Genomic DNA, 17,816 nt, shown 5'->3' with positions numbered 1-17,816 from the left:
CCAGTGACGGTGGCGGGATGCTGATTCCCGCAGGGCAGGTTCAGCGCCCACCGGATCGTGTAGAGCCGAGCCCATGCTCGGCTGCCTTTCGTCGACCAACAGCAGCCGAGCATGGGCCCGGCTCTACACAAGCGCGGTCAGAACGCGCTGGGGCGCGGCTCGGGCAGCGGCTGGTCGACCATCGGCTTCAGCTCGGCATCCAGCGCCACGCGCTCATCGAACACGAAGCAGCGGCCTTCGTAGCCTTCGCCGCCCACCTCCTCGAAGTAGCCGAGGATGCCGCCATCGAGCTGCAGCACATTGTCCATGCCGTCATTGACCATCCACAGCGCGGCCTTCTCGCAGCGGATGCCGCCAGTGCAGAAACTGACCACGGTGCTGTCCCGCAGCGCATCGCGATGCGGCGCCAGCGCCTCGGGCAGGTCGGTGAACTTGCGGATGGGCAACACCAGCGCATCCTTGAAGGTGCCGTACTCCACTTCCTGCAGATTTCGCGTATCGAGCATCACCACCGGCTTGCCGGCATCGTCATGGCCCTGCCGCAGCCAGCGCTGCACGGTGGCAGGATCGACCGACGGTGCGCGCGGATAGTCCAGCGGCTGGCCGTCATCGCGGCGGAAGCTGATGATCTCGTCCTTCACCTTGGCCTTCAGCCGCGCGAACGGCTGATGCTTGCTCAGGCTGGTCTTGACCCGCATGTCGGCGAAACGCGCATCGGCATGCAATGCTGCATAGAAGCCCTCAACCGCCTCCGGCGCCCCCGCCAGGAACAGGTTCAGTCCCTCGCCCGCCACCAGGATCGTGCCGCGCAGCTCCGCCGTCTCGGCACGGGCCAGCAGCTGGTCGCACAGGGCCTGGGGGGCGTCGATGACGGCGAAATGATAGGCAGCGGTATTGGCGATCATCCCGCCATTTTAGCGCCTCCCGCCCGCACAGACAGATTCAGGGGTCAGAGCCCTCTGCGCGGCAGAGGGATCCGACCCCGGCAGGTACCCAGAACCTGTCAGAGGCGGGGCGGTGTGGGCAGGCGGGACCGTTGGCGCCATGGGCCCGAGGCATGCCTCGGGCGGGTTGGGCAGGACGCCCAACCCCGGTCTTGCCGTGTGCGCAGGACAGCGCACACGAGCAAGGCGCCATCGAGCCCCCAGGGGTGAGGCGCTTTGCTTGCGAAGCACTGCTTCGCAGGCGCCCGAACGCCCAGCCGCCAGCGGCTGGGCCGGACCGCGAAGCGGGGTCTACGGCGTGTCCCGCCTGCCCACACCGCCGCGCCATCCCACGGAAACCAGCTTTTGACATTGCCGTTGCCTCTGCGGGTGCCGGGTGCAACCCGGCCGCACCCCCTTACCCCCGCAACAGCACGAACGGCAGCAACACCAGTGCCGCCGCACCGGCCATCGCCAGCAGCACCAGCACCACATAGGCCGGCCGGCGCCGGAACAGGCTGCCGAATGTCTCCGCCGTCCCCTCGCGCAATGCCTGCTCGCGTTCAGCCCGCACGCGCACGCCGCGCGCCGCCTGGTACTCCGCCATCAACACCTTCGCACGCGGATGATCATCGTCGTCGCGCAGCCACAGGCCACCGTTGGAAATGCCCCACGGACTGGGTTCAGTGCGATACCAGGCGATGCCGTGCTGGTCGAGCAGCGTGCAGACATCGGCATATTCGTCGTCACCGACATTGCGCAGATTGAGCAGGAGTTTTGCCATGACCCCATGATACCCGGCGCCGATGCGCTACCCTTGCCGCCCTCGCCCCGCGCCCTTCTGGAGACGCCCGATGCGCCGCCTGCTGCTTCCCCTGCTGCTGTCCCTCGCCGCCGCTGGCTGCTCGACCGAACCCTCCGGCCCGCCGCCCGGCGGCACGCTGACCACCTTCCAGCGGATCGATACCGTACCCGGCACCGGCGCCGAAGCCATCGCCGGCAACAAGGTCACGGTGCACTACACCGGCTGGATCTACGACAACCGTACCGAAACCAAGCACGGCAAGACCTTTGACAGCTCCTTCAAGCACGGCGAGCCGTTCACCTTCGCGCTCGGCGCCGGCCAGGTCATCCGCGGCTGGGATGAGGGCGTGGCCGGCATGAAGGTCGGTGGCAAGCGTACGCTGATGATTCCGCCGGACTACGGTTACGGGGACCGCAAGGTCGGCCCGATTCCGGCGGGCTCGTCGCTGGTGTTCGACGTCGAGCTGCTCGATGTCAAACCGTAATGCCGCCATGCCCCATCGGGTGGTCGTCATTGGCGGCGGCCCGGCGGGCCTGTTCGCCGCCGAACGCCTGCGTGCCGCTGGGCTGGAGGTCGACCTGTACGAGGCCAAGGGGTCGCCTGGCCGCAAGTTCCTGATCGCCGGCAAGGGCGGCCTCAACCTCACCCATTCCGATCCGCGGCCGTTGTTCGACAGCCGCTACCGCGAGCAGGCCGCTGTGGTCGGCAGCTGGCTGGACGGCTTCGACGCACAGGCACTGCGTGACTGGGCCAACGGCCTGGGCGTGGAAACCTATGTGGGCAGCTCCGGCCGCGTGTTCCCTGTCGACCGCAAGGCGGCGCCGCTGCTGCGCGGCTGGGTGCGCCGGTTGAAGGAGCAGGGCGTGCGCCTGCACGCCAACCACCGTTGGATCGGCTGGAGCGACGACGGCGCCCTGCGCTTTGCCACCGATGCGGGCGAAGTCGATGTCCGCGCCAATGCCACCGTGCTGGCGATGGGTGGGGGCAGCTGGCCGCAGCTGGGCAGTGATGGCGCCTGGGTCGTGCCACTGCAGGCGCGTGGCGTGGACATCGCGCCGCTGCAGTCAGCCAACTGTGGCTTCGACGTGGACTGGACGCCGTTCTTTGCCCAGCGCAATGCCGGCGCACCATTGAAGCCGGTGATCGCGCACTGGATCGACCTGGCTGGACAACCGCGGTCGCTGCAGGGCGAGTGCGTGGCCAGCGAATATGGCATTGAAGGCAGTCTGGTCTACGCGTTGGCCGCCGACCTGCGCGAGACCATCAACCGCGATGGCCACGCAATGCTGTGGCTGGACCTGGTGCCCGGTCGCGACGAGGCGCGCCTGCTGGCCGACCTGTCACGCCCCCGCAAGGGCCGAAGCTTCGGCGAGCACCTGCGCCGCCAGGCAGGTCTGGATGCGGTGAAGGCCGCACTCGTGTTCGAGATTCTTGGCAGGGAGGCCGGCAACGACCTGGCGGCTGTGGCTGCCACGCTCAAGCGCCTGCCGCTGCGCCTGCTGCGCCCAAGGCCGATGGCCGAGGTGATCAGCACCGCCGGTGGCGTGCGCCTGGATGCGCTGGATGACGGCCTGATGCTGCGGGCCGTTCCCGGCGTGTTCTGCGCCGGTGAAATGCTGGACTGGGAAGCCCCCACCGGCGGCTACCTGCTGACCGCGTGCTACGCCAGTGGCCGGCGTGCCGCCGAGGGCGTGATCGGTTGGTTGGCGGAGCGGTGACGCCTGCGGGGTAGCGTCGAGCCCATGCTCGAAGCCACATCACCACGGCCTGCGCATGCTCACCGAGGCCAACGCCACACCGCTGGGATGCGCATAGGCTTCCTCACGCACGCTGACAAAGCCCTGCCGTTGATAGAACGGCACGGCATTGAGCGACGCCGACAGCACCACCTCGCGCTCACGATCGGCCATTGCCAACAGGCGCTGCATCAGCGCCTGGCCGATCCCCTCGCCGCCACGATCGGGATTGACAAACAACGCGTCGACTTCATTGGCATCGACATCAAAGACGCCGAAGCCGAGCAGGCCACCCTGCCCGTCCTCGGCCACCACGCATCCGCCCTGCGACAACAGCCGCGCGTACTGCGACGGTGGCGGCGAGGCCGACCACGGTGCAATGACCTCGGGAGGGTAATGGCTGCTGCAGGTTTCGCGCACACAGCGCGTGCGCAGCGCCCACAGCGTGGCGACATCGTCGATGCTACCGGTCCTGAACTGCATGGCGCCTCCTTGTAGCGCCGAGCCCATGCTCGGCTGCCTTTCTGTAGAGTCAAGCCATACTTGACTGCTTTTCAATCAGTCATCGCGAGGTCGGAACGAAGAACAGCCGAGCATGGGCTCGGCTCTACAACATCACGCTACCGCGACTTGCTGGCGCGCAGAGCCTGGATCTTCGGCGGCGGCTGGAACGAGTCGCTGCGCGCATCGGCCCAGAATGCATGGAACACCGCATGGTCGGGCACCGTGTGCAGCAGCTCGCCCGGTTCCAGGTAACGGTAAAGCGACGCCAGCGAACGGATTTCCACCGGCGACACGCGACGCAGGATGTGCTCCGGCCCCAGCTCGGCCGGATCGTTCAGGCCCGCCGCGCACAACAGTTCCTTCAAGGCATGCAGCGTGTGCTCGTGATAGCTGTACACACGGGTGGCCTTGTCCGGTGCATCCAGATGCTTCCAGCGCGCGGGGTCCTGGGTCGCGATGCCGGTCGGGCACTTGTCGGTGTGGCAGCTCAACGACTGGATGCAGCCCAGCGCGAACATGAAGCCTCGGCCGGCATTGCACCAGTCGGCACCCAGCGCGACGGTGCGCGCGATGTCGAACGCACTGGTGATCTTGCCAGCGGCACCGATGCGGATGCGCTCGCGCAGGTCCAGGCCGACCAGGGTGTTGTGCACCAGCAGCAGTGCTTCATGCATCGGCACGCCGACATGGTCGACGAATTCAGCCGGTGCCGCGCCGGTGCCTCCCTCGGCGCCATCGACCACGATGAAGTCCGGCAGCAGCCCGGTTTCCTGCATCGCCTTGGCGATGCCGAACCATTCCCAGGGGTGGCCGATGGCCAGCTTGAAACCGACCGGCTTGCCACCGGACAACTCGCGCAGCCGGGCCACGAACTGCAACAGTTCGACCGGCGTCGAGAATGCCGAGTGACGCGACGGCGATACACAGTCCACCCCCATCGGAACACCACGGGTCACCGATATTTCGGCGGTCACCTTTGGTGCCGGCAGCACGCCGCCGTGGCCCGGCTTGGCACCCTGCGACAGCTTGATCTCGATCATCTTGACCTGGTCATGGGTAGCGTTGGCGACGAAGCGCTCTTCGCTGAAACCACCCTTCTCGTCACGGCAGCCGAAGTAGCCCGAGCCGATTTCCCAGACCAGATCGCCGCCCATCTCGCGGTGGTAGGGCGAAATCGAACCTTCGCCGGTGTCGTGGTAGAAGCCGCCGCGCCGCGCACCTTCGTTCAATGCGCGGATCGCGTTGGCCGAGAGCGAACCGAAGCTCATCGCCGAGATGTTGAACACGCTGGCCGAATAAGGCTTGGCGCAGTTCGGCCCAATCAGCACGCGGAAATCATGCTTGGCAATGGAGGTGGGAGCCAGCGAATGGTTGATCCACTCGTAATCCACCGCATAGGTACTGCGCAGGGTACCGAAGGGCACCGTGTCCATTTCGTTCTTTGCGCGCTGGTAGATCAGCGCACGCTGCTGGCGCGAGAACGGCACGTCCTCCAGGTCGCTCTGCACGAAGTACTGGCGGATTTCCGGGCCGATTGATTCCAGGCCATAGCGGAAATGCGCCATCACCGGATAGTTGCGGCGCAGCGTGCTGCGCTTCTGCAGCAGATCCCAGGTCCCCAGCGCCACCATCGCGGCAGTCAGGCCGACGCCCCAGTACCAGGCCGGCCAGATCGTGGCCAACCACAGGCAGATGGGAAACATCAGGATGGCGAGCAGGTAGACGATATACCGGTGCATGGCGTTCCTTGGTTGCAACTGCCTGCGAGTCTACCGCGCCGGCCGTCACCGGCGTTTACAGGCGACCGTCAACCACATTGCGCGGCCAGGCCGATTTCACGTCGTAGACGATGCCGCCCGGTGCCAGCAGCGCCTGGATTGCGGCGTCATCCATGGCTTTGAATCTGGCATGGGCCACTGCCAGGACGACGGCGTCGTAACTCCCCGCCACCGGCTCGGCCAGCCAGTGCACGCCCGCGTCGGCCAATGCCGCCGGGCCGACCCACGGGTCGCTGACCTCCACCTGTGCGCCGGCATCACGCAGGCGCTGCGCCAGTTCCAGCGCGCGGCTGTTGCGCAGGTCCGGGCAATCCTCCTTGAAGGTCACGCCCAGCACCAGGATACGCGACTGCGCAGGTACGCGGCCACGTTCGGCCAGCATTGCCAGCACACGCGACGCCACATGCTCACCGACGCGGTTGTTGACCTGCCGCGCGGTGTGGATCAGGTCCGGGTGGTAGCCCACGCTCTCGGACTTGTGCAGCAGGTAGTACGGGTCCACGCCGATGCAGTGGCCGCCGACCAGGCCCGGGCGGAATGGCAGGAAGTTCCACTTGCTGCCGGCGGCGTCGAGCACATCCTGGGTGTCGATGCCGAGCCGGTCGAAGATCAGCGCCAGCTCATTGACCAGCGCGATGTTGACGTCACGCTGGATGTTCTCCACCACCTTGGCCGCTTCGGCCACACGCATCGACGGCGCCGGGAAGGTGCCGGCGGCGATGATGCGCTGGTACAGGCCATCAATCACCGCAGCCACTTCCGGTGTCGACCCCGAGGTGATCTTGCGGATATCGGCCAGGCGCCGCTGGCGGTCGCCGGGGCTGACCCGCTCCGGGCTGTAACCACAGTAGAAGTCTTCGTTGAAGCGCAGCCCGGAAAGCTGCTCCAGCAACGGCACGCAGACCTCTTCGGTGGTGCCGGGGTACACCGTGGATTCGTAGATCACCAGGTCACCCGCACGCAGGTGGCTGGCGATCAGCCGCGTTGCCGAACGCAGCGGCTCCAGATCGGGCTGCTCATAGGCGTCGATCGGGGTCGGCACGGTAACGATGTAGACATTGCAGGCATCGAGCAATGCCGGATCGCTGCCGTACTGCAACTGCTGTGCACTGGCCAGCTCATCGGCCTCCATTTCCAGCGTATGGTCCTGGCCGTCGCGGAGCTCGGCGATGCGATCAGCATCGATGTCGAAGCCCAGCGTGGGCCAGTGCCGGCCGAAGGCCACCGCCAGCGGCAGGCCCACGTAGCCCAGCCCGATCACCGCGAAGCGCGGCGACGCTGCTGCCGCAAGCGGCGCGCTCAACGCCGCATCCCATGCAACGGCTGAAATCGCATGCGTACTGCCATGGGCATGGCCGACCTACTCATTCGCTTTGCCACTCCGGGAAGATCCATGCCAGAAAGGCTACAGCCTAACGGCCCGGGTGCCCGGCCGCCAAGGTGGGGTCAGGAGCCCAGTGCGACCGCGGCCGGCTCCAGTTCACCATCGGCGCCGGTCCAGGCCTGCAGCAGGCGCTCGAAGCCACCGCAGCCAAGCACGAAGCCCGGCCATGAGGCGTCGACGATCTGTACCAGCAGTTCTGCCTCAATGCGCCGGGTCCCCATCGACCAGCGCGGGAATGCCCGCTGCGCCACCGGCGCGCGGCACAGCACCTTCAGTTGTCCATGGCTGCGCGCATTGGCGATGCGCTGGTACACCGAATCGATGCCATCCTCCGGGCCTTCCAGGTACTGCAGGAAACGGCTGCCATCGAACATCAGCACACCCGTGACACCGGCTACTCGGTTGAATGCGGTGGCATCGGCCAGCAGGCGGTCAAGATCGGTTGTCTGCAGGTCGGCGCGGGCCTCGCTGGCATAGGCAATCGCGTGCAGCGACATCGGGTGGCTCCCCCCTGGGAACGATGCTTTGGACTATGACATGAATGGGAGCGACAGTTAAGCACACCGCCGCTCCACTGCAATCGGGTCGGGATCCCGCAGCTGGGCTACAATCGGCGCCGCGCTGCAGGCCCGGATGGCGAAACTGGTAGACGCATCGGACTTAAAATCCGCCGGGGGCAACCCCATGCCGGTTCGATTCCGGCTCCGGGCACCATCGCACTTTTCACGACGAACGTCAGATTGCACGCGAGTAGCGCGGCTGCTCGCAGGCCGCACGCAGGTACGGGTCGAAGCACATCGCCAGCAGTCGCAGCAACGGCCGTCCAGGCTCGCTGGCGCGCACTACACCGTCACGGTACTCGGCCAGACCGTCCTCCTGCAGCCGCTGCACCGAACGCAGGTCTTCGGCGAAGTACTGCTCGAAATCCACGCCATGGCGCTGGCCCAGCACCGCACCGTCCACTTCGCCCTGGCACATCAGCTGCTGGATCAGTTCTGCGCGCAGCTGGTCGTCGGCACTGAGCGCCACGCCGCGCCACACCGGCAACTGCCCCTGGTCCACGGCATCCTCCCATGACGGCAGGTCGCGCGGATTCTGGCTGTAGGTGGCACCGATGTGGCTGATCGCACTCACGCCCAGGCCGAGCAGATCGGTATCGGCGTGGGTGGTATAGCCCATGAAATTGCGATGCAGCTGGCCGGCGCGCTGCGCGCGTGACAGATCTTCTTCCGGCAGTGCGAAGTGATCCATGCCGATGTACTGGTAGCCCGCAGTGGAGAGCCTCTCCACCGCCAGGCCCAGCAGCGCCAGCTTGTCTTCCGGCGAAGGCAAGCGGCGTTCGTCGATCTGCTTCTGTGCGCGGAACAGATGCGGCAGGTGTGCGTAGCCGTACACCGCCAGGCGATCCGGGCGCAATGCCAGCACCCGTTCCAGGGTGCGGCCAAATCCTTCCAGGCTCTGTCCCGGCAGCCCATAGATCAGGTCGACGTTGACCGAACGCATGCCGCTGTCGCGGCAGGCCTGCAGGATGTCCAGCGTCTGCTGCACGCCCTGCACGCGGTTGATCGCTTCCTGTACCTGTGGGTCGAAATCCTGCACGCCCAGGCTGGCGCGGTTGAAGCCCAGCCGCGCCAGCATGGCGACATCGCGGGTATCGATGAAGCGCGGATCGAGTTCGATCGAGAAATCGCGCTGCGGTGAATCGCTGAAATCGAAGCGCCGGCGCAGCCCTTCCACCAGCGTGGTCATCGCCTCGGCCTCGAGGAAATTCGGCGTGCCCCCGCCCAGGTGCAGCTGGATGACCTCACGGCCGTCCTCGAACTGCGGCGCCAGCAGGTCGGCCTCGGCCAGCACGCGCGCGACGTAGCTGTGGCCACGGCCGCGGTCGCGGGTGATCACCCGGTTGCAGCCGCAGTAGAAGCAGGGACTGGAGCAGAACGGTACATGCACGTACAGCGACAGCGCGCGGGCCAGCTGGTTGCTGTCGGCGATTGCCTGGCGCAGTGCCGGCGCATCGAAGCCATCGTGGAAGTGAGGCGCGGTCGGATACGAGGTGTAGCGCGGCCCCGGCCGGTCATGCCGGCGCAGCAGGTCGGGGTCGAAGGTCCAGGCAAGACCGCCGGCGGCGGGTGAGAACGTGTCCATGCCGCCAGCATCGCGCCGGGCGGACGCCACCGCCTTGACCCAGATCAATCGCGGGTGGGGATTTCCAGCACCGGCAGGCCGACCTGCGGCCAGCGCAGCATCTGGTAGCGCTTCCAGAAGGTGTCACCGATGCGCGCGGCCACGTCGTTGGCCAGCGCCTGCATGGGCGGGTTGCCGCACTCGGCGCTGGTGATCCGGAACAGCACCAGCCAGCGGTCGAACAGGTCCTTGTCCAGCTCGATGGCCATGTGCTTGGACATCGGCGAGCCCTTGAAGCGGCGCGTGCCGCGCAGCATTGCCGACCAGAAATCGACCAGCTGCGCCAGATGTTCCGGCCAGTCGTGGACGTGTGCTTCGAACACAGGCCCCAACCGCTCTTCCTCGCGCACGCGTGCATAGAAGTCGTGGACCAGGCGGGTCACTTCCTGCTCAGTGCACAACCCGGGCGAGGAGACGGGCAGGACAGGCGGCGGTATTGCGTTCATCGGGGCACCCAAAGCTTGCCGGCAGTGTGCCGTAGCCGGCCGGCACCGCCGTTGATCCAGATCAATGTCGGCGCAGTCCGCTGCACCTAGTCTGGCATTCCTGCAGGAAGCATGCCCTGCGGATGCTGCGCCAGCCTCGGCGGAGTATACGCGCCGCCCTCATTCCGACCCGGGACAGCATGAACAGACCCTCTCCCAGCCGCCGCCAGCAGCTGATCCAGCACTGGGGCGCCATCCTCTGGCCCAGCTTCATCGCTGCAGGCCTGGCCAGCGTGGTGTTCTTCGCCTTTGTCGACCCGCTGCGTCTGCAGGCGATCAGCTTTCCGGGTACGGCGATCAGCCGCGAACTGGGCTATACGGCAGGATTCTTCATGTTCTGGTCGGTGACCGCACTGTCCAGCGCGGTCACCTGGTACCTGCAGCGACCGATGCCAAGCGACGACGACGACGAGCTGCCGCTGGGATGAGTACGGCCTGCACCGGAATCCCACGCCGCTGGCATTGGCGCGCCGCGCTCAGCATGCTCTTGCTGGCCATGTTCTATGCCCTGCCATGGCTGCGCTGGAATGGGCGGCAGGCCCTGCTGCTGGACATCAACGCACGGCGCTTTGACCTGTTTGGCTGGACATTGTGGCCCGGCGATGTTGGCGTGCTGATAGGGTTGCTGGCGGTGCTGGCGGTGGGCCTCGCGCTGCTCACCCACCTCGCCGGCCGCATCTGGTGCGGCCACGCCTGCCCACAGACGCTATGGCGCCGCGCCTTCGACTGGATTGCGCGCGCCATGGCCCGGGCCTTGCCAGCGCCCGCCGTGCGCCCTGCCACCCAGGTGGCATGGGGGCTGCTGTCGCTGTGGACCGGCATCACGTTCGTCGGTCTGTTCAGCCCGATCGAAGAACTGGTGGTCGCCGCGCCGCATGCCGGTTGGAGCGGCTGGGAAACGTTCTGGGTGCTGTTCTATGCCGCCGCCACCTGGGGCAATGCCGGCTTCCTGCGCGAGCAGGTGTGCCGTTCGCTGTGCCCTTTCGCGCGCCTGCAGCCGCTGCTGACCGATCCGCATACACCCCGCATGTTGTACGACGCGCGCCGCGGCGAACCGCGCGGCATGCGTCCGTCGGGGCTGGGGGGCGTGCTCGGACGCGGCCGTGGCCTGCTCGACCCGACCACCGCACAGGACTACGTGTTCCGCGCTGCACATCCGCTGCTGGCCGGACCGATGCCCACCTTCAGCGCCGACCGCCTGGGCGACTGCACCGATTGCGCTGCCTGTGTCAGCGCCTGCCCGATGCAACTGGATATCCGCCAGGGACCTCAGGCCGATTGCCTGGCCTGCGGCGCCTGCCTGGAGGCCTGCTCGCGGCAGCAGCACCAGGCCGGTTTCGGCCCGGGGCTGGTGCGCTACTGCAGTCCGCAGGCCATGGCCGGGCAACCGCGGCAATGGTGGCGACCGCGGACCCTGGCACTGCTGTCGATACTGCTGGCGCTGTTGGCCTGCGGCGCCTGGCGCCTGCTTTGAATCAACGGATCAACGCGGCCCGTTGGCGTGCGGCGGCACCAGCTGCGCACGTCGCACGATGCCCAGCTGCTCGATGATCAGCGCCATTTCATTGGTGACTTCGGTACGCTCGGTCCCCTGCGGGACCAGGCGGTCCAGCACCTGCTGGTAGGTATCCCAGAACGCCGGACCGCATCCGTGTTTGTGATAACTGGCTTCCAGTTCGCGGCGTACCCGTTCAGCCAAGCCATGCATGCCGTATTCCATACGACCTCCGTTGGACTTGTTCTGCATCGTTGACGGTCTACCGACTCACTTGCGAGCTACTGAAAGACTCCCGGGCTTCACGTCCGGTTGATCCAATTAGTCATAGATTTCACGACAGGTCAATTACATACCGCGACTTTCGTGATCGAAATTATTAATCGTTCACGAAACCACATACGGGGAGACGGGGTGCCCGGATGGGTCGGACCCGACACACTGCCCCGATTCCCCCGGTTCCGCCCTGGTAGGCGCCATTGATGGGCCAGCCCCGTTTCATCGAAGTTTCCAATGTTGCTAAGCATACTTAGCAAATGCCGCTTAGGGTGCTATATGCGACAAAAGGCGGCGCAGTTGAGGCTTACTCGCCCTGCGCATCCTCAGTCGCGGGGAACAGGTTGGGATAGCGCTGATGCAGGATGTATTGGCGTAGCGCAGGAATCGGGAAGTTCTTGGGCCATTGCGACACGGCAGATCGGCTTATGCCAAAAAAGCGCGCCAGTTCGGCATCGGTCCGGAAACCCAGCCGGGCGCGTACCTGCCCCTTGCTCCAGAATTCGGTCACGGTCGGTCCTTCTGTTAACCAGACTTATTCTTGGAACAAGGGAACTTTGCGATCCACGCGTTAAGCTGGCTTGCATAGATGAATACTCTCGGCCAACGACTCGCCATTGCCATGAAGAAAGCCGGGCACCCTCGCCCGGCCGATCTGGCCCGCGCCGCCGATTCGACGACGGCAACCATCAGCAACTGGCTCAACGACCATGTCAGCCCCGCCCATGTGAAGGCCGAACAGCTGTTCCGCATCGCCGATGCGGCCAAACTGGACGCGCGTGAACTGCTGTACGGCGTGAGCGGGCTTGGCGTCGGTGAGCGGGGCAATACCTATATCCCCAGCCAGGCCCACCTGGATGTCTGGCAGGACGCCTATGAACTGGTCAGCCACCTGGTGGAGGAGAAAGGGCTGGAGATCGACCACCGCCGCCACGCGGCCCTGGACCTGCTGGCCTTCGAACTGCTGATGGACGGCTTCAGCCGCAGCAAGGTCATCCGGGTGCTGACGACCTCGATGACGTGAATGCACTACCACTGGTAGCATGGTCGCGGATGGGGATGGGGCTCCCCCGATAACCGCCTGAAAGGGCTGATGGCTCCTGCCAGGACGAACCGGCGTTCGTCGATGGCGGGCCGTGCCTGTCGTCGGCGTTCGCCATCGAATCAGCGAACCCGCAACCGAGGCATGTGATGCACGCATTGAACAATTATCTGCTGGTCTTCGTCGGCGGCGGGCTCGGCGCCTGCCTTCGCCATGCCTGCAACCTGATCGGTACGCGGGTAGCGGTCGGCAGCCCGTGGCCGTGGTCGACCTTCCTGATCAACATCAGCGGTGCAATGCTGATGGGCGCGCTGGTCGAAGCCTTCGCCCTGCGCAATGGCGCGTCGCCGCAGCTGCGCCTTCTGCTGGCCACCGGCGTCCTCGGCGGCTACACCACGTTCTCCACCTACGCGCTGGAAATCGGTCTGCTGCTGCAGCGCGGCCAGCATGGCCTGGCAGCGTTGTACGCCGGCGGTTCGGTGGCACTGGGCCTGGTTGGCCTGTTCGGTGGCATGAAACTGGCCCGGCTGGTGCTGGGCTGAGGCTCAGCCCGCGCCGGCGCGGGCCTGTCCGCGCCACTCCCGCGGCGACTGCCCGGTATGTGCCTTGAATGCGCGCGACAGCGCGGCTTCGCTACCATAGCCAACGTCATCAGCGATCCGCTTCAACGGGCGCCCCTGACGCAGTGCCTGCTGCGCCAGGCCCACCCGCCAGCCCTGCAGGTACTGGCCCGGGGTGGTGCCCATCGCCTCACGGAAACTGGCAGCAAATACGCTGCGTGACATGCCGGCCACCTCGGCCAGGTCTTCCAGGGTCCAGGACTGTGCGGGCGCTTCATGCATCGCCACCAGCGCCAGCCGCAGCCGCGGATGCCCCAGCCCGGCAAACAGGCCACCACGCATCTCCCCCCCTTCCATCAGCTGCCGCAGCACCTGGATCATCACCACCTCGAACAGCCGGTTGACCATCGCCGCACGCCCGCAGCGCTGCTCGAAGGCTTCTTCGAACAGCAGCTCCAGCGCTGTGTTGCCGCCGTACAGATCGGCCAGCGGCAGGCAGATGAAATCGGGCAACGCCGCGCTGATCGGGTTGAGCCGCCCGCCCTCGAAATGCAGATTGGCGCAGGCCATGTCGGCGCCGTGCTGCGGATCGGTGCTGAACCGATGCGGCATCGGCCGTGGGTACAGCAGCAGGCTCGGCACCTCGACCTGGACGGTCTGCTGGCCATGGCTGACCTGAAGCGGGCCACGTCGCACCAGGTGCAGCTGCCCGGCGTCATCCTCGCCCGCCAGCGAGTTGATGCCGCACAGCGCGCCGGCATGGAACACCGAGGCAGTGACCGCAAAGCGGTCAAGCAGAATGGCGAGCCGGTCGACCATAACGGGACCCTGGGTAAAGTAGAAAGAGATCAAGGCGACACATCGTATCGGAATCCTCCCGTAGCGGACGTGATCGACTCGGGGAGCGGGCGCCCCCAGCCCGCCCTTCCTGCGGCAGTGCAGCGCGCGCAGGCTGCTGGCGGCGTCTAAGCTGACGCGATTCCCGGATGGAATGCCCGTGATGTGTCGATGGCTACGATGTGCCCTCAACGTCACCCTCGCCCTGCTATTCCCCGCGACACAGGTGATGGCCGCACCCGCTGCATCACCGCGCACGTTCAGTGGCGAACTGCAGGGCGCCCCGTGGCGACTGGATGTGCCGGCTGACTGGAACGGTGACCTGGTGATGCTGGCGCATGGATACGAGCCGGTAGGCATGCCACGTGCTACGCCAATGGCTGCCAATGACGGCACCGCGCCACTGCTGGCTGCAGGCTACGCCGTCGCGCAGAGCGCCTATGCCAGCCAGGGCTGGGCGGTGGCCGATGCGATTACCGACATGGAACGCCTGCGCCGGCATGTAGTGGCTGAACTCAAGCATGTGCGCCATGTCTGGATGCTGGGATTTTCGATGGGCGGCGCCGTGACCCTCGCCAGCCTCGAGCGGTTCCCGCAACACTACGCCGGTGGTGTGTCGCTATGCGGCGCCAATCTCAGTGGCGAACAGATCGCGAGTAATCTGCTGACCACGCTGGTCGCTTTCGATTACTTCTTTGCCAAGGCCGAAGGCCTGCCGGCTGCGGGACTGGTCTCACGCGAAGCGGCTGCGCTGCCACAGGGCGAACTGTACCAAGGCATCTCCAATGCGCTGCAACGCAGCCCGTCGCATGCCGCGTTGCTGGCACAGCGGCTGCAGGTGTCCGCTGATGCACTGGCCGGCACGATCAGCCTGCATGCACTGGTCCTGCACGAACTGGCCACGCGCAGTGGCGGCATGCCGGTGGGCAACAGAGGGGTGGCTTACAGCGGCTTCGGTGACGACATGGCGTTCAATGCCGGCGTACAACGTGTCGATGCCGTGCCTGCCGCGCAGGCCGCTGTCGGCAGGGAGCTGGCATTGAGCGGTGCGTTGAGGCGACCGCTGGTGATCCAGTTCAACAACAACGACCCGACGATCGTGCCGCGCATGCAGACGGTGTATCCGCAGACGGCCGCACGGGCCGGCGCCCGTCCGCTGCCACAGGTGCTGCCGCGCGTTGGCGAAGGCCATTGTGGCTTCTCCGGCGCGCAGATCATCGAGGCGTTGAAGGCCGCGCAGCGTTGAGCAATCGCGGCCCGCGCGCAGCTCAGCCGCCCAGCGTGCCCATCGTGAAGGTGTAGCCCGAGCTCATCAGGAATTCGCGCATGCGCATTTCCGCGCGCCGTGGCGAGGCCAGGTTGGCCGGCGCGTACAGGGCATACACCAGGCCCGACCCTTCAATATGCTCGCGGCGCACCCCGCAGCGGGCGGTTTCCGAGGCGATGACCCATCCGTCCTTCAGCCGATCAGGGCCAATGGATTGCCCGTTCTTCAAGCGGAAGGTCAACCAGCGCACATCTGCCGTGACTTTGCTCATTTCCGTTTCGCTCCGTGGCTGGAACGACGCGTGATGTCCTTGCTCGCCATTGCGGCTCCCTGAGACGTGGAACTCGACCATAGCGCCTTTCCATGTCGTGGCCGGCTGAGACTGGTGACCGGGGCCTGGCGGACTGCTGCAGGTGAAGCAGCGCGGCGTCGGAAATGGCGGCGGCAGGGAGCATCCTGCCGGCGCAGTTCACAGGCAGGGAACCCGACTCACGCAGCGCGGTCGCTGCCCTGGTTCAAGGCGTGCAGCGCATCGGCCAGCGCCTGGATTTCGGCACGCAGGGCCAGCCGCTGCAACCACCGCCCGGGGATTCCGCGCGCACCATGGAATGCGCCCGCCAGCTGCCCCGCGATGGCGGCCGTGGTGTCGGCGTCCTCGCCAAGATTGGCCGCCTCGAGTACGACGGCTTCAAAGGTGTCGTGGCGATCAAAGCACCAGAGTGCAGCTTCCAGGCTGTCGGCAACATAGCCATTGCCACGGATCTGCTCACGCGTGGCACCGCGGTAGCCGCCCGCCGCGATCTGCCGCAGCCGCGCGCTCTCGACAGGGACATTGCTGAGATCCAGCACCGCGTCACGGGTGCCACCTGCCAACGCCCGCTCCAGCGCGACCGCCAGCAAGCGGCACGCCTCCAGGCACTCCTGTGCAGCGTGCGTCGTTCGCGAACTCAGCTCGGCCATTGCCTGCAGGTCGGAAGTTCCGGCGTAGCGCAATGCCACCGGCGCCAAACGCATGATCGAGCCATTGCCAGCGCTGCGTGGGTCGTCACTACCCGCCAGCGGTTGGCCGTCCTGCAGGAACCGGTCGATGGCAGCCCGCGTTGCCATACCGATATCGAAGCACTCGCCGGTCGCACTCCAGTACCCATGCCGGTACCAGTTGGCGTAGCGGTTCATCTGATCGTGCACATCGAAGGTGTCACAACGCACCAGGCTCTCGGCCAGGCACATCGCCATGGAGGTATCGTCGGTCCATTGCCCCGGCTGCAGCTGGAACGGCCCACCACCCACCATGTCGGTGATAGGAGTGAAGCTGCCACGAGGCTTGAACTCCAGCGTGGTACCGACGGCATCGCCGCACGCGAGGCCGAGCAAGGCGCCGCGGAAGTGATCAATCTGGTTCATCACACGAGTGTAGCGCCACCGCATCTGACATGACTGACTGCCGGGCGGTGATCGCGCGAGCGGAAATTGATCGCAGCCAAACAAAAAAGCCCTGACCGGAGTCAGGGCTTTTCAATTGGAGGCCTCAAGCGGAATCGAACCGCTGTAAACGGATTTGCAATCCGGTGCATAGCCACTCTGCCATGAGGCCAACGTACTGCGCGCCAGGAACGTAGCCCTGACAAGACAAAACCCCAAGATGGGGCCTGTCGGAACATGGAGCGGGAAACGAGACTCGAACTCGCGACCTCAACCTTGGCAAGGTTGCGCTCTACCAACTGAGCTATTCCCGCGTAAGCCGACATGCTACCGGAAATCCGGAAAACACACCAGCGATTTCACTTTTCTGACTGCGCGCAAAGCCTTGTGGCCCAACGCGCCCCGCCTTGCCGTGGCGGGAGAAAAACAAGGCCCCTACCGGGGCCTGTAGAATCTGGAGCGGGAAACGAGACTCGAACTCGCGACCTCAACCTTGGCAAGGTTGCGCTCTACCAACTGAGCTATTCCCGCAGATTCCATTCGACCTGCGTCGAAGGAGCGCTATTGTGTCCAAGTTCCTTCACGCCGTCAACAGTCTTCACATCATGCGGTCACTGGCGTCCGCACTGGGTTACGCTGCTCCGCCCAAGCACGGACACCCCCGATGCCGAGACGCTACGTCCGCCTGTTCTGGTTGCTGGTCGCGCTGACCTGGTTGGCGCTGATCGCCGCACTTGTCAATGCTGGCTTCACTCCGGACTACTGGCTGCTGCATCGCCTGGAAGGCGCCCAGCTGCCCTATCCGACCAGCACCGTCATCGTGTTCGCGTTGCTGGGCACGGTTGAACTGGTGGTGGCGGCACTGATCGTGCGCCCGTGGAAACTCAAACGCCTGTGGCTGCGCCTGCTTATCGCCTTCGCCCTGCTGCTGGTGTGGTCGATACCGTGGATGCTGTCGGCGATGCACCAACCGCCGGTACAAGGCATGCACCTGCTGTGGTTGCTGCTGCTGGACGTGGGATTGCTGCTGGCGCTGTGCATGGTGTCGGCGGTGAGCGCGTGGCGGGCGCTCTGGCGGCGCGGGTCACCACAGACTCCCCCGCCGCAGCGCTAGAGGC

General features: G+C 65.9%; 21 protein-coding genes, 4 tRNA genes and 1 riboswitch. Of the genes, 9 read left to right on the top strand and 16 right to left on the bottom strand.

What is annotated here, in order from left to right:
• Window positions 1-137 precede the first annotated feature (137 nt).
• A complete protein-coding gene (locus AC5P7X_RS03975; protein WP_053501115.1) occupies window positions 138-905 on the bottom strand; it encodes a sulfurtransferase in 768 nt (255 codons plus the stop codon).
• A gap of 436 nt (window positions 906-1,341) precedes the next feature.
• On the bottom strand, window positions 1,342-1,707 hold the full coding sequence (locus AC5P7X_RS03970; RefSeq protein ID WP_053500359.1) for a DUF6164 family protein: 366 nt from the start codon (window positions 1,705-1,707) through the stop codon (window positions 1,342-1,344).
• 70 nt (window positions 1,708-1,777) lie between these two features.
• Between AC5P7X_RS03970 and AC5P7X_RS03965 the strand changes: the two genes are divergently transcribed.
• Together AC5P7X_RS03965 and AC5P7X_RS03960 are read left to right on the top strand one after the other, a co-directional pair.
• Complete coding sequence (locus AC5P7X_RS03965) at window positions 1,778-2,212, top strand: FKBP-type peptidyl-prolyl cis-trans isomerase (RefSeq protein ID WP_206619770.1); 435 nt, start codon at window positions 1,778-1,780, stop codon at window positions 2,210-2,212.
• Window positions 2,199-3,446, top strand: a complete 1,248-nt coding sequence (locus AC5P7X_RS03960; RefSeq protein WP_053500363.1) for a TIGR03862 family flavoprotein — start codon at window positions 2,199-2,201, stop codon at window positions 3,444-3,446. The genes AC5P7X_RS03965 and AC5P7X_RS03960 overlap by 14 nt, the downstream gene beginning before the upstream one ends.
• A 39-nt stretch (window positions 3,447-3,485) precedes the next feature.
• On the opposite strand, the gene AC5P7X_RS03955 is transcribed toward AC5P7X_RS03960, so the two are convergent.
• From AC5P7X_RS03955 to AC5P7X_RS03940, 4 genes are all read right to left on the bottom strand, one after another.
• Window positions 3,486-3,947 carry a GNAT family N-acetyltransferase gene (locus tag AC5P7X_RS03955; protein ID WP_053500365.1) on the bottom strand — a complete coding sequence of 154 codons (462 nt, stop codon included), beginning with the start codon at window positions 3,945-3,947 and terminating at the stop codon, window positions 3,486-3,488.
• A 137-nt stretch (window positions 3,948-4,084) separates the two neighbouring features.
• Window positions 4,085-5,707, bottom strand: a complete 1,623-nt coding sequence (locus AC5P7X_RS03950) for an FMN-binding glutamate synthase family protein (protein ID WP_053500367.1) — start codon at window positions 5,705-5,707, stop codon at window positions 4,085-4,087.
• Between the two features lie 55 nt (window positions 5,708-5,762).
• Window positions 5,763-7,049 carry a nucleotide sugar dehydrogenase gene (locus AC5P7X_RS03945; RefSeq protein WP_053500381.1) on the bottom strand — a complete coding sequence of 429 codons (1,287 nt, stop codon included), beginning with the start codon at window positions 7,047-7,049 and terminating at the stop codon, window positions 5,763-5,765.
• Window positions 7,050-7,192: 143 nt separating this feature from the next.
• Entirely contained in the window at window positions 7,193-7,627 is a 435-nt protein-coding gene (locus tag AC5P7X_RS03940) for a BLUF domain-containing protein (RefSeq protein ID WP_005416006.1), read from the bottom strand.
• 130 nt (window positions 7,628-7,757) lie between these two features.
• Between AC5P7X_RS03940 and AC5P7X_RS03935 the strand changes: the two genes are divergently transcribed.
• Window positions 7,758-7,844, top strand: a tRNA-Leu gene (locus AC5P7X_RS03935).
• A gap of 21 nt (window positions 7,845-7,865) precedes the next feature.
• Here AC5P7X_RS03935 and hemN read toward each other — a convergent pair.
• Both hemN and AC5P7X_RS03925 read right to left on the bottom strand, forming a co-directional pair.
• Window positions 7,866-9,275 (bottom strand): oxygen-independent coproporphyrinogen III oxidase, encoded by a 1,410-nt coding sequence (hemN, locus tag AC5P7X_RS03930; protein WP_053500383.1) that lies wholly within the window; start codon window positions 9,273-9,275, stop codon window positions 7,866-7,868.
• Between the two features lie 44 nt (window positions 9,276-9,319).
• Entirely contained in the window at window positions 9,320-9,760 is a 441-nt protein-coding gene (locus AC5P7X_RS03925; RefSeq protein WP_053500369.1) for a group III truncated hemoglobin, read from the bottom strand.
• 179 nt (window positions 9,761-9,939) lie between these two features.
• On the opposite strand from AC5P7X_RS03925, the gene AC5P7X_RS03920 reads away from it, so the two are divergent.
• Both AC5P7X_RS03920 and AC5P7X_RS03915 read left to right on the top strand, forming a co-directional pair.
• Window positions 9,940-10,227 carry a hypothetical protein gene (locus AC5P7X_RS03920; RefSeq protein WP_014036651.1) on the top strand — a complete coding sequence of 96 codons (288 nt, stop codon included), beginning with the start codon at window positions 9,940-9,942 and terminating at the stop codon, window positions 10,225-10,227.
• A complete protein-coding gene (locus AC5P7X_RS03915; protein ID WP_346607595.1) occupies window positions 10,224-11,273 on the top strand; it encodes a 4Fe-4S dicluster domain-containing protein in 1,050 nt (349 codons plus the stop codon). The genes AC5P7X_RS03920 and AC5P7X_RS03915 overlap by 4 nt, the downstream gene beginning before the upstream one ends.
• A 9-nt stretch (window positions 11,274-11,282) precedes the next feature.
• On the opposite strand, the gene AC5P7X_RS03910 is transcribed toward AC5P7X_RS03915, so the two are convergent.
• Window positions 11,283-11,519, bottom strand: coding sequence for a hypothetical protein (locus AC5P7X_RS03910; protein ID WP_005416001.1), 237 nt, complete (start codon window positions 11,517-11,519; stop codon window positions 11,283-11,285).
• A 358-nt stretch (window positions 11,520-11,877) separates the two neighbouring features.
• On the bottom strand, window positions 11,878-12,081 hold the full coding sequence (locus AC5P7X_RS03905; protein ID WP_346607596.1) for a helix-turn-helix domain-containing protein: 204 nt from the start codon (window positions 12,079-12,081) through the stop codon (window positions 11,878-11,880).
• A 111-nt stretch (window positions 12,082-12,192) separates the two neighbouring features.
• On the opposite strand from AC5P7X_RS03905, the gene AC5P7X_RS03900 reads away from it, so the two are divergent.
• Together AC5P7X_RS03900 and crcB are read left to right on the top strand one after the other, a co-directional pair.
• The gene (locus tag AC5P7X_RS03900) at window positions 12,193-12,594 is read left to right on the top strand and encodes a helix-turn-helix domain-containing protein (RefSeq protein ID WP_005415999.1); all 402 of its coding nucleotides are present in this window, start codon (window positions 12,193-12,195) and stop codon (window positions 12,592-12,594) included.
• A 22-nt stretch (window positions 12,595-12,616) separates the two neighbouring features.
• Window positions 12,617-12,680, top strand: a riboswitch (Fluoride riboswitch).
• Window positions 12,681-12,761: 81 nt separating this feature from the next.
• Window positions 12,762-13,154: a fluoride efflux transporter CrcB gene (gene crcB / locus AC5P7X_RS03895; protein WP_495214439.1), complete on the top strand. Its 393-nt coding sequence runs from the start codon at window positions 12,762-12,764 to the stop codon at window positions 13,152-13,154.
• A gap of 3 nt (window positions 13,155-13,157) precedes the next feature.
• Here the strand turns inward: crcB and AC5P7X_RS03890 are convergent, their stop codons facing one another.
• Window positions 13,158-13,991: an AraC family transcriptional regulator gene (locus AC5P7X_RS03890; RefSeq protein ID WP_495214438.1), complete on the bottom strand. Its 834-nt coding sequence runs from the start codon at window positions 13,989-13,991 to the stop codon at window positions 13,158-13,160.
• A gap of 181 nt (window positions 13,992-14,172) precedes the next feature.
• Here AC5P7X_RS03890 and AC5P7X_RS03885 point away from each other — a divergent pair, with 181 nt between their 5' ends.
• Window positions 14,173-15,255 (top strand): alpha/beta hydrolase family protein, encoded by a 1,083-nt coding sequence (locus AC5P7X_RS03885; protein WP_495214436.1) that lies wholly within the window; start codon window positions 14,173-14,175, stop codon window positions 15,253-15,255.
• A 22-nt stretch (window positions 15,256-15,277) separates the two neighbouring features.
• Here AC5P7X_RS03885 and AC5P7X_RS03880 read toward each other — a convergent pair whose 3' ends face one another.
• From AC5P7X_RS03880 to AC5P7X_RS03860, 5 genes are all read right to left on the bottom strand, one after another.
• Window positions 15,278-15,547 carry a hypothetical protein gene (locus AC5P7X_RS03880; protein WP_005415995.1) on the bottom strand — a complete coding sequence of 90 codons (270 nt, stop codon included), beginning with the start codon at window positions 15,545-15,547 and terminating at the stop codon, window positions 15,278-15,280.
• A 218-nt stretch (window positions 15,548-15,765) separates the two neighbouring features.
• Entirely contained in the window at window positions 15,766-16,680 is a 915-nt protein-coding gene (locus tag AC5P7X_RS03875; protein ID WP_495214435.1) for an ADP-ribosylglycohydrolase family protein, read from the bottom strand.
• A 116-nt stretch (window positions 16,681-16,796) separates the two neighbouring features.
• Window positions 16,797-16,870, bottom strand: a tRNA-Cys gene (locus AC5P7X_RS03870).
• Window positions 16,871-16,936: 66 nt separating this feature from the next.
• Window positions 16,937-17,012 (bottom strand) — tRNA-Gly (locus AC5P7X_RS03865).
• Window positions 17,013-17,153: 141 nt separating this feature from the next.
• Window positions 17,154-17,229, bottom strand: a tRNA-Gly gene (locus AC5P7X_RS03860).
• Between the two features lie 133 nt (window positions 17,230-17,362).
• On the opposite strand from AC5P7X_RS03860, the gene AC5P7X_RS03855 reads away from it, so the two are divergent.
• Entirely contained in the window at window positions 17,363-17,812 is a 450-nt protein-coding gene (locus tag AC5P7X_RS03855; protein WP_495214434.1) for a hypothetical protein, read from the top strand.
• The last annotated feature ends 4 nt before the right edge of the window (window positions 17,813-17,816 follow it).

The sequence above is a fragment of the Stenotrophomonas sp. YJH_SMC_53 genome (genome assembly GCF_059369995.1).
Note: the sequence above shows the minus strand (reverse complement) of the source record. Positions and strands in the feature narration are given on the sequence as shown.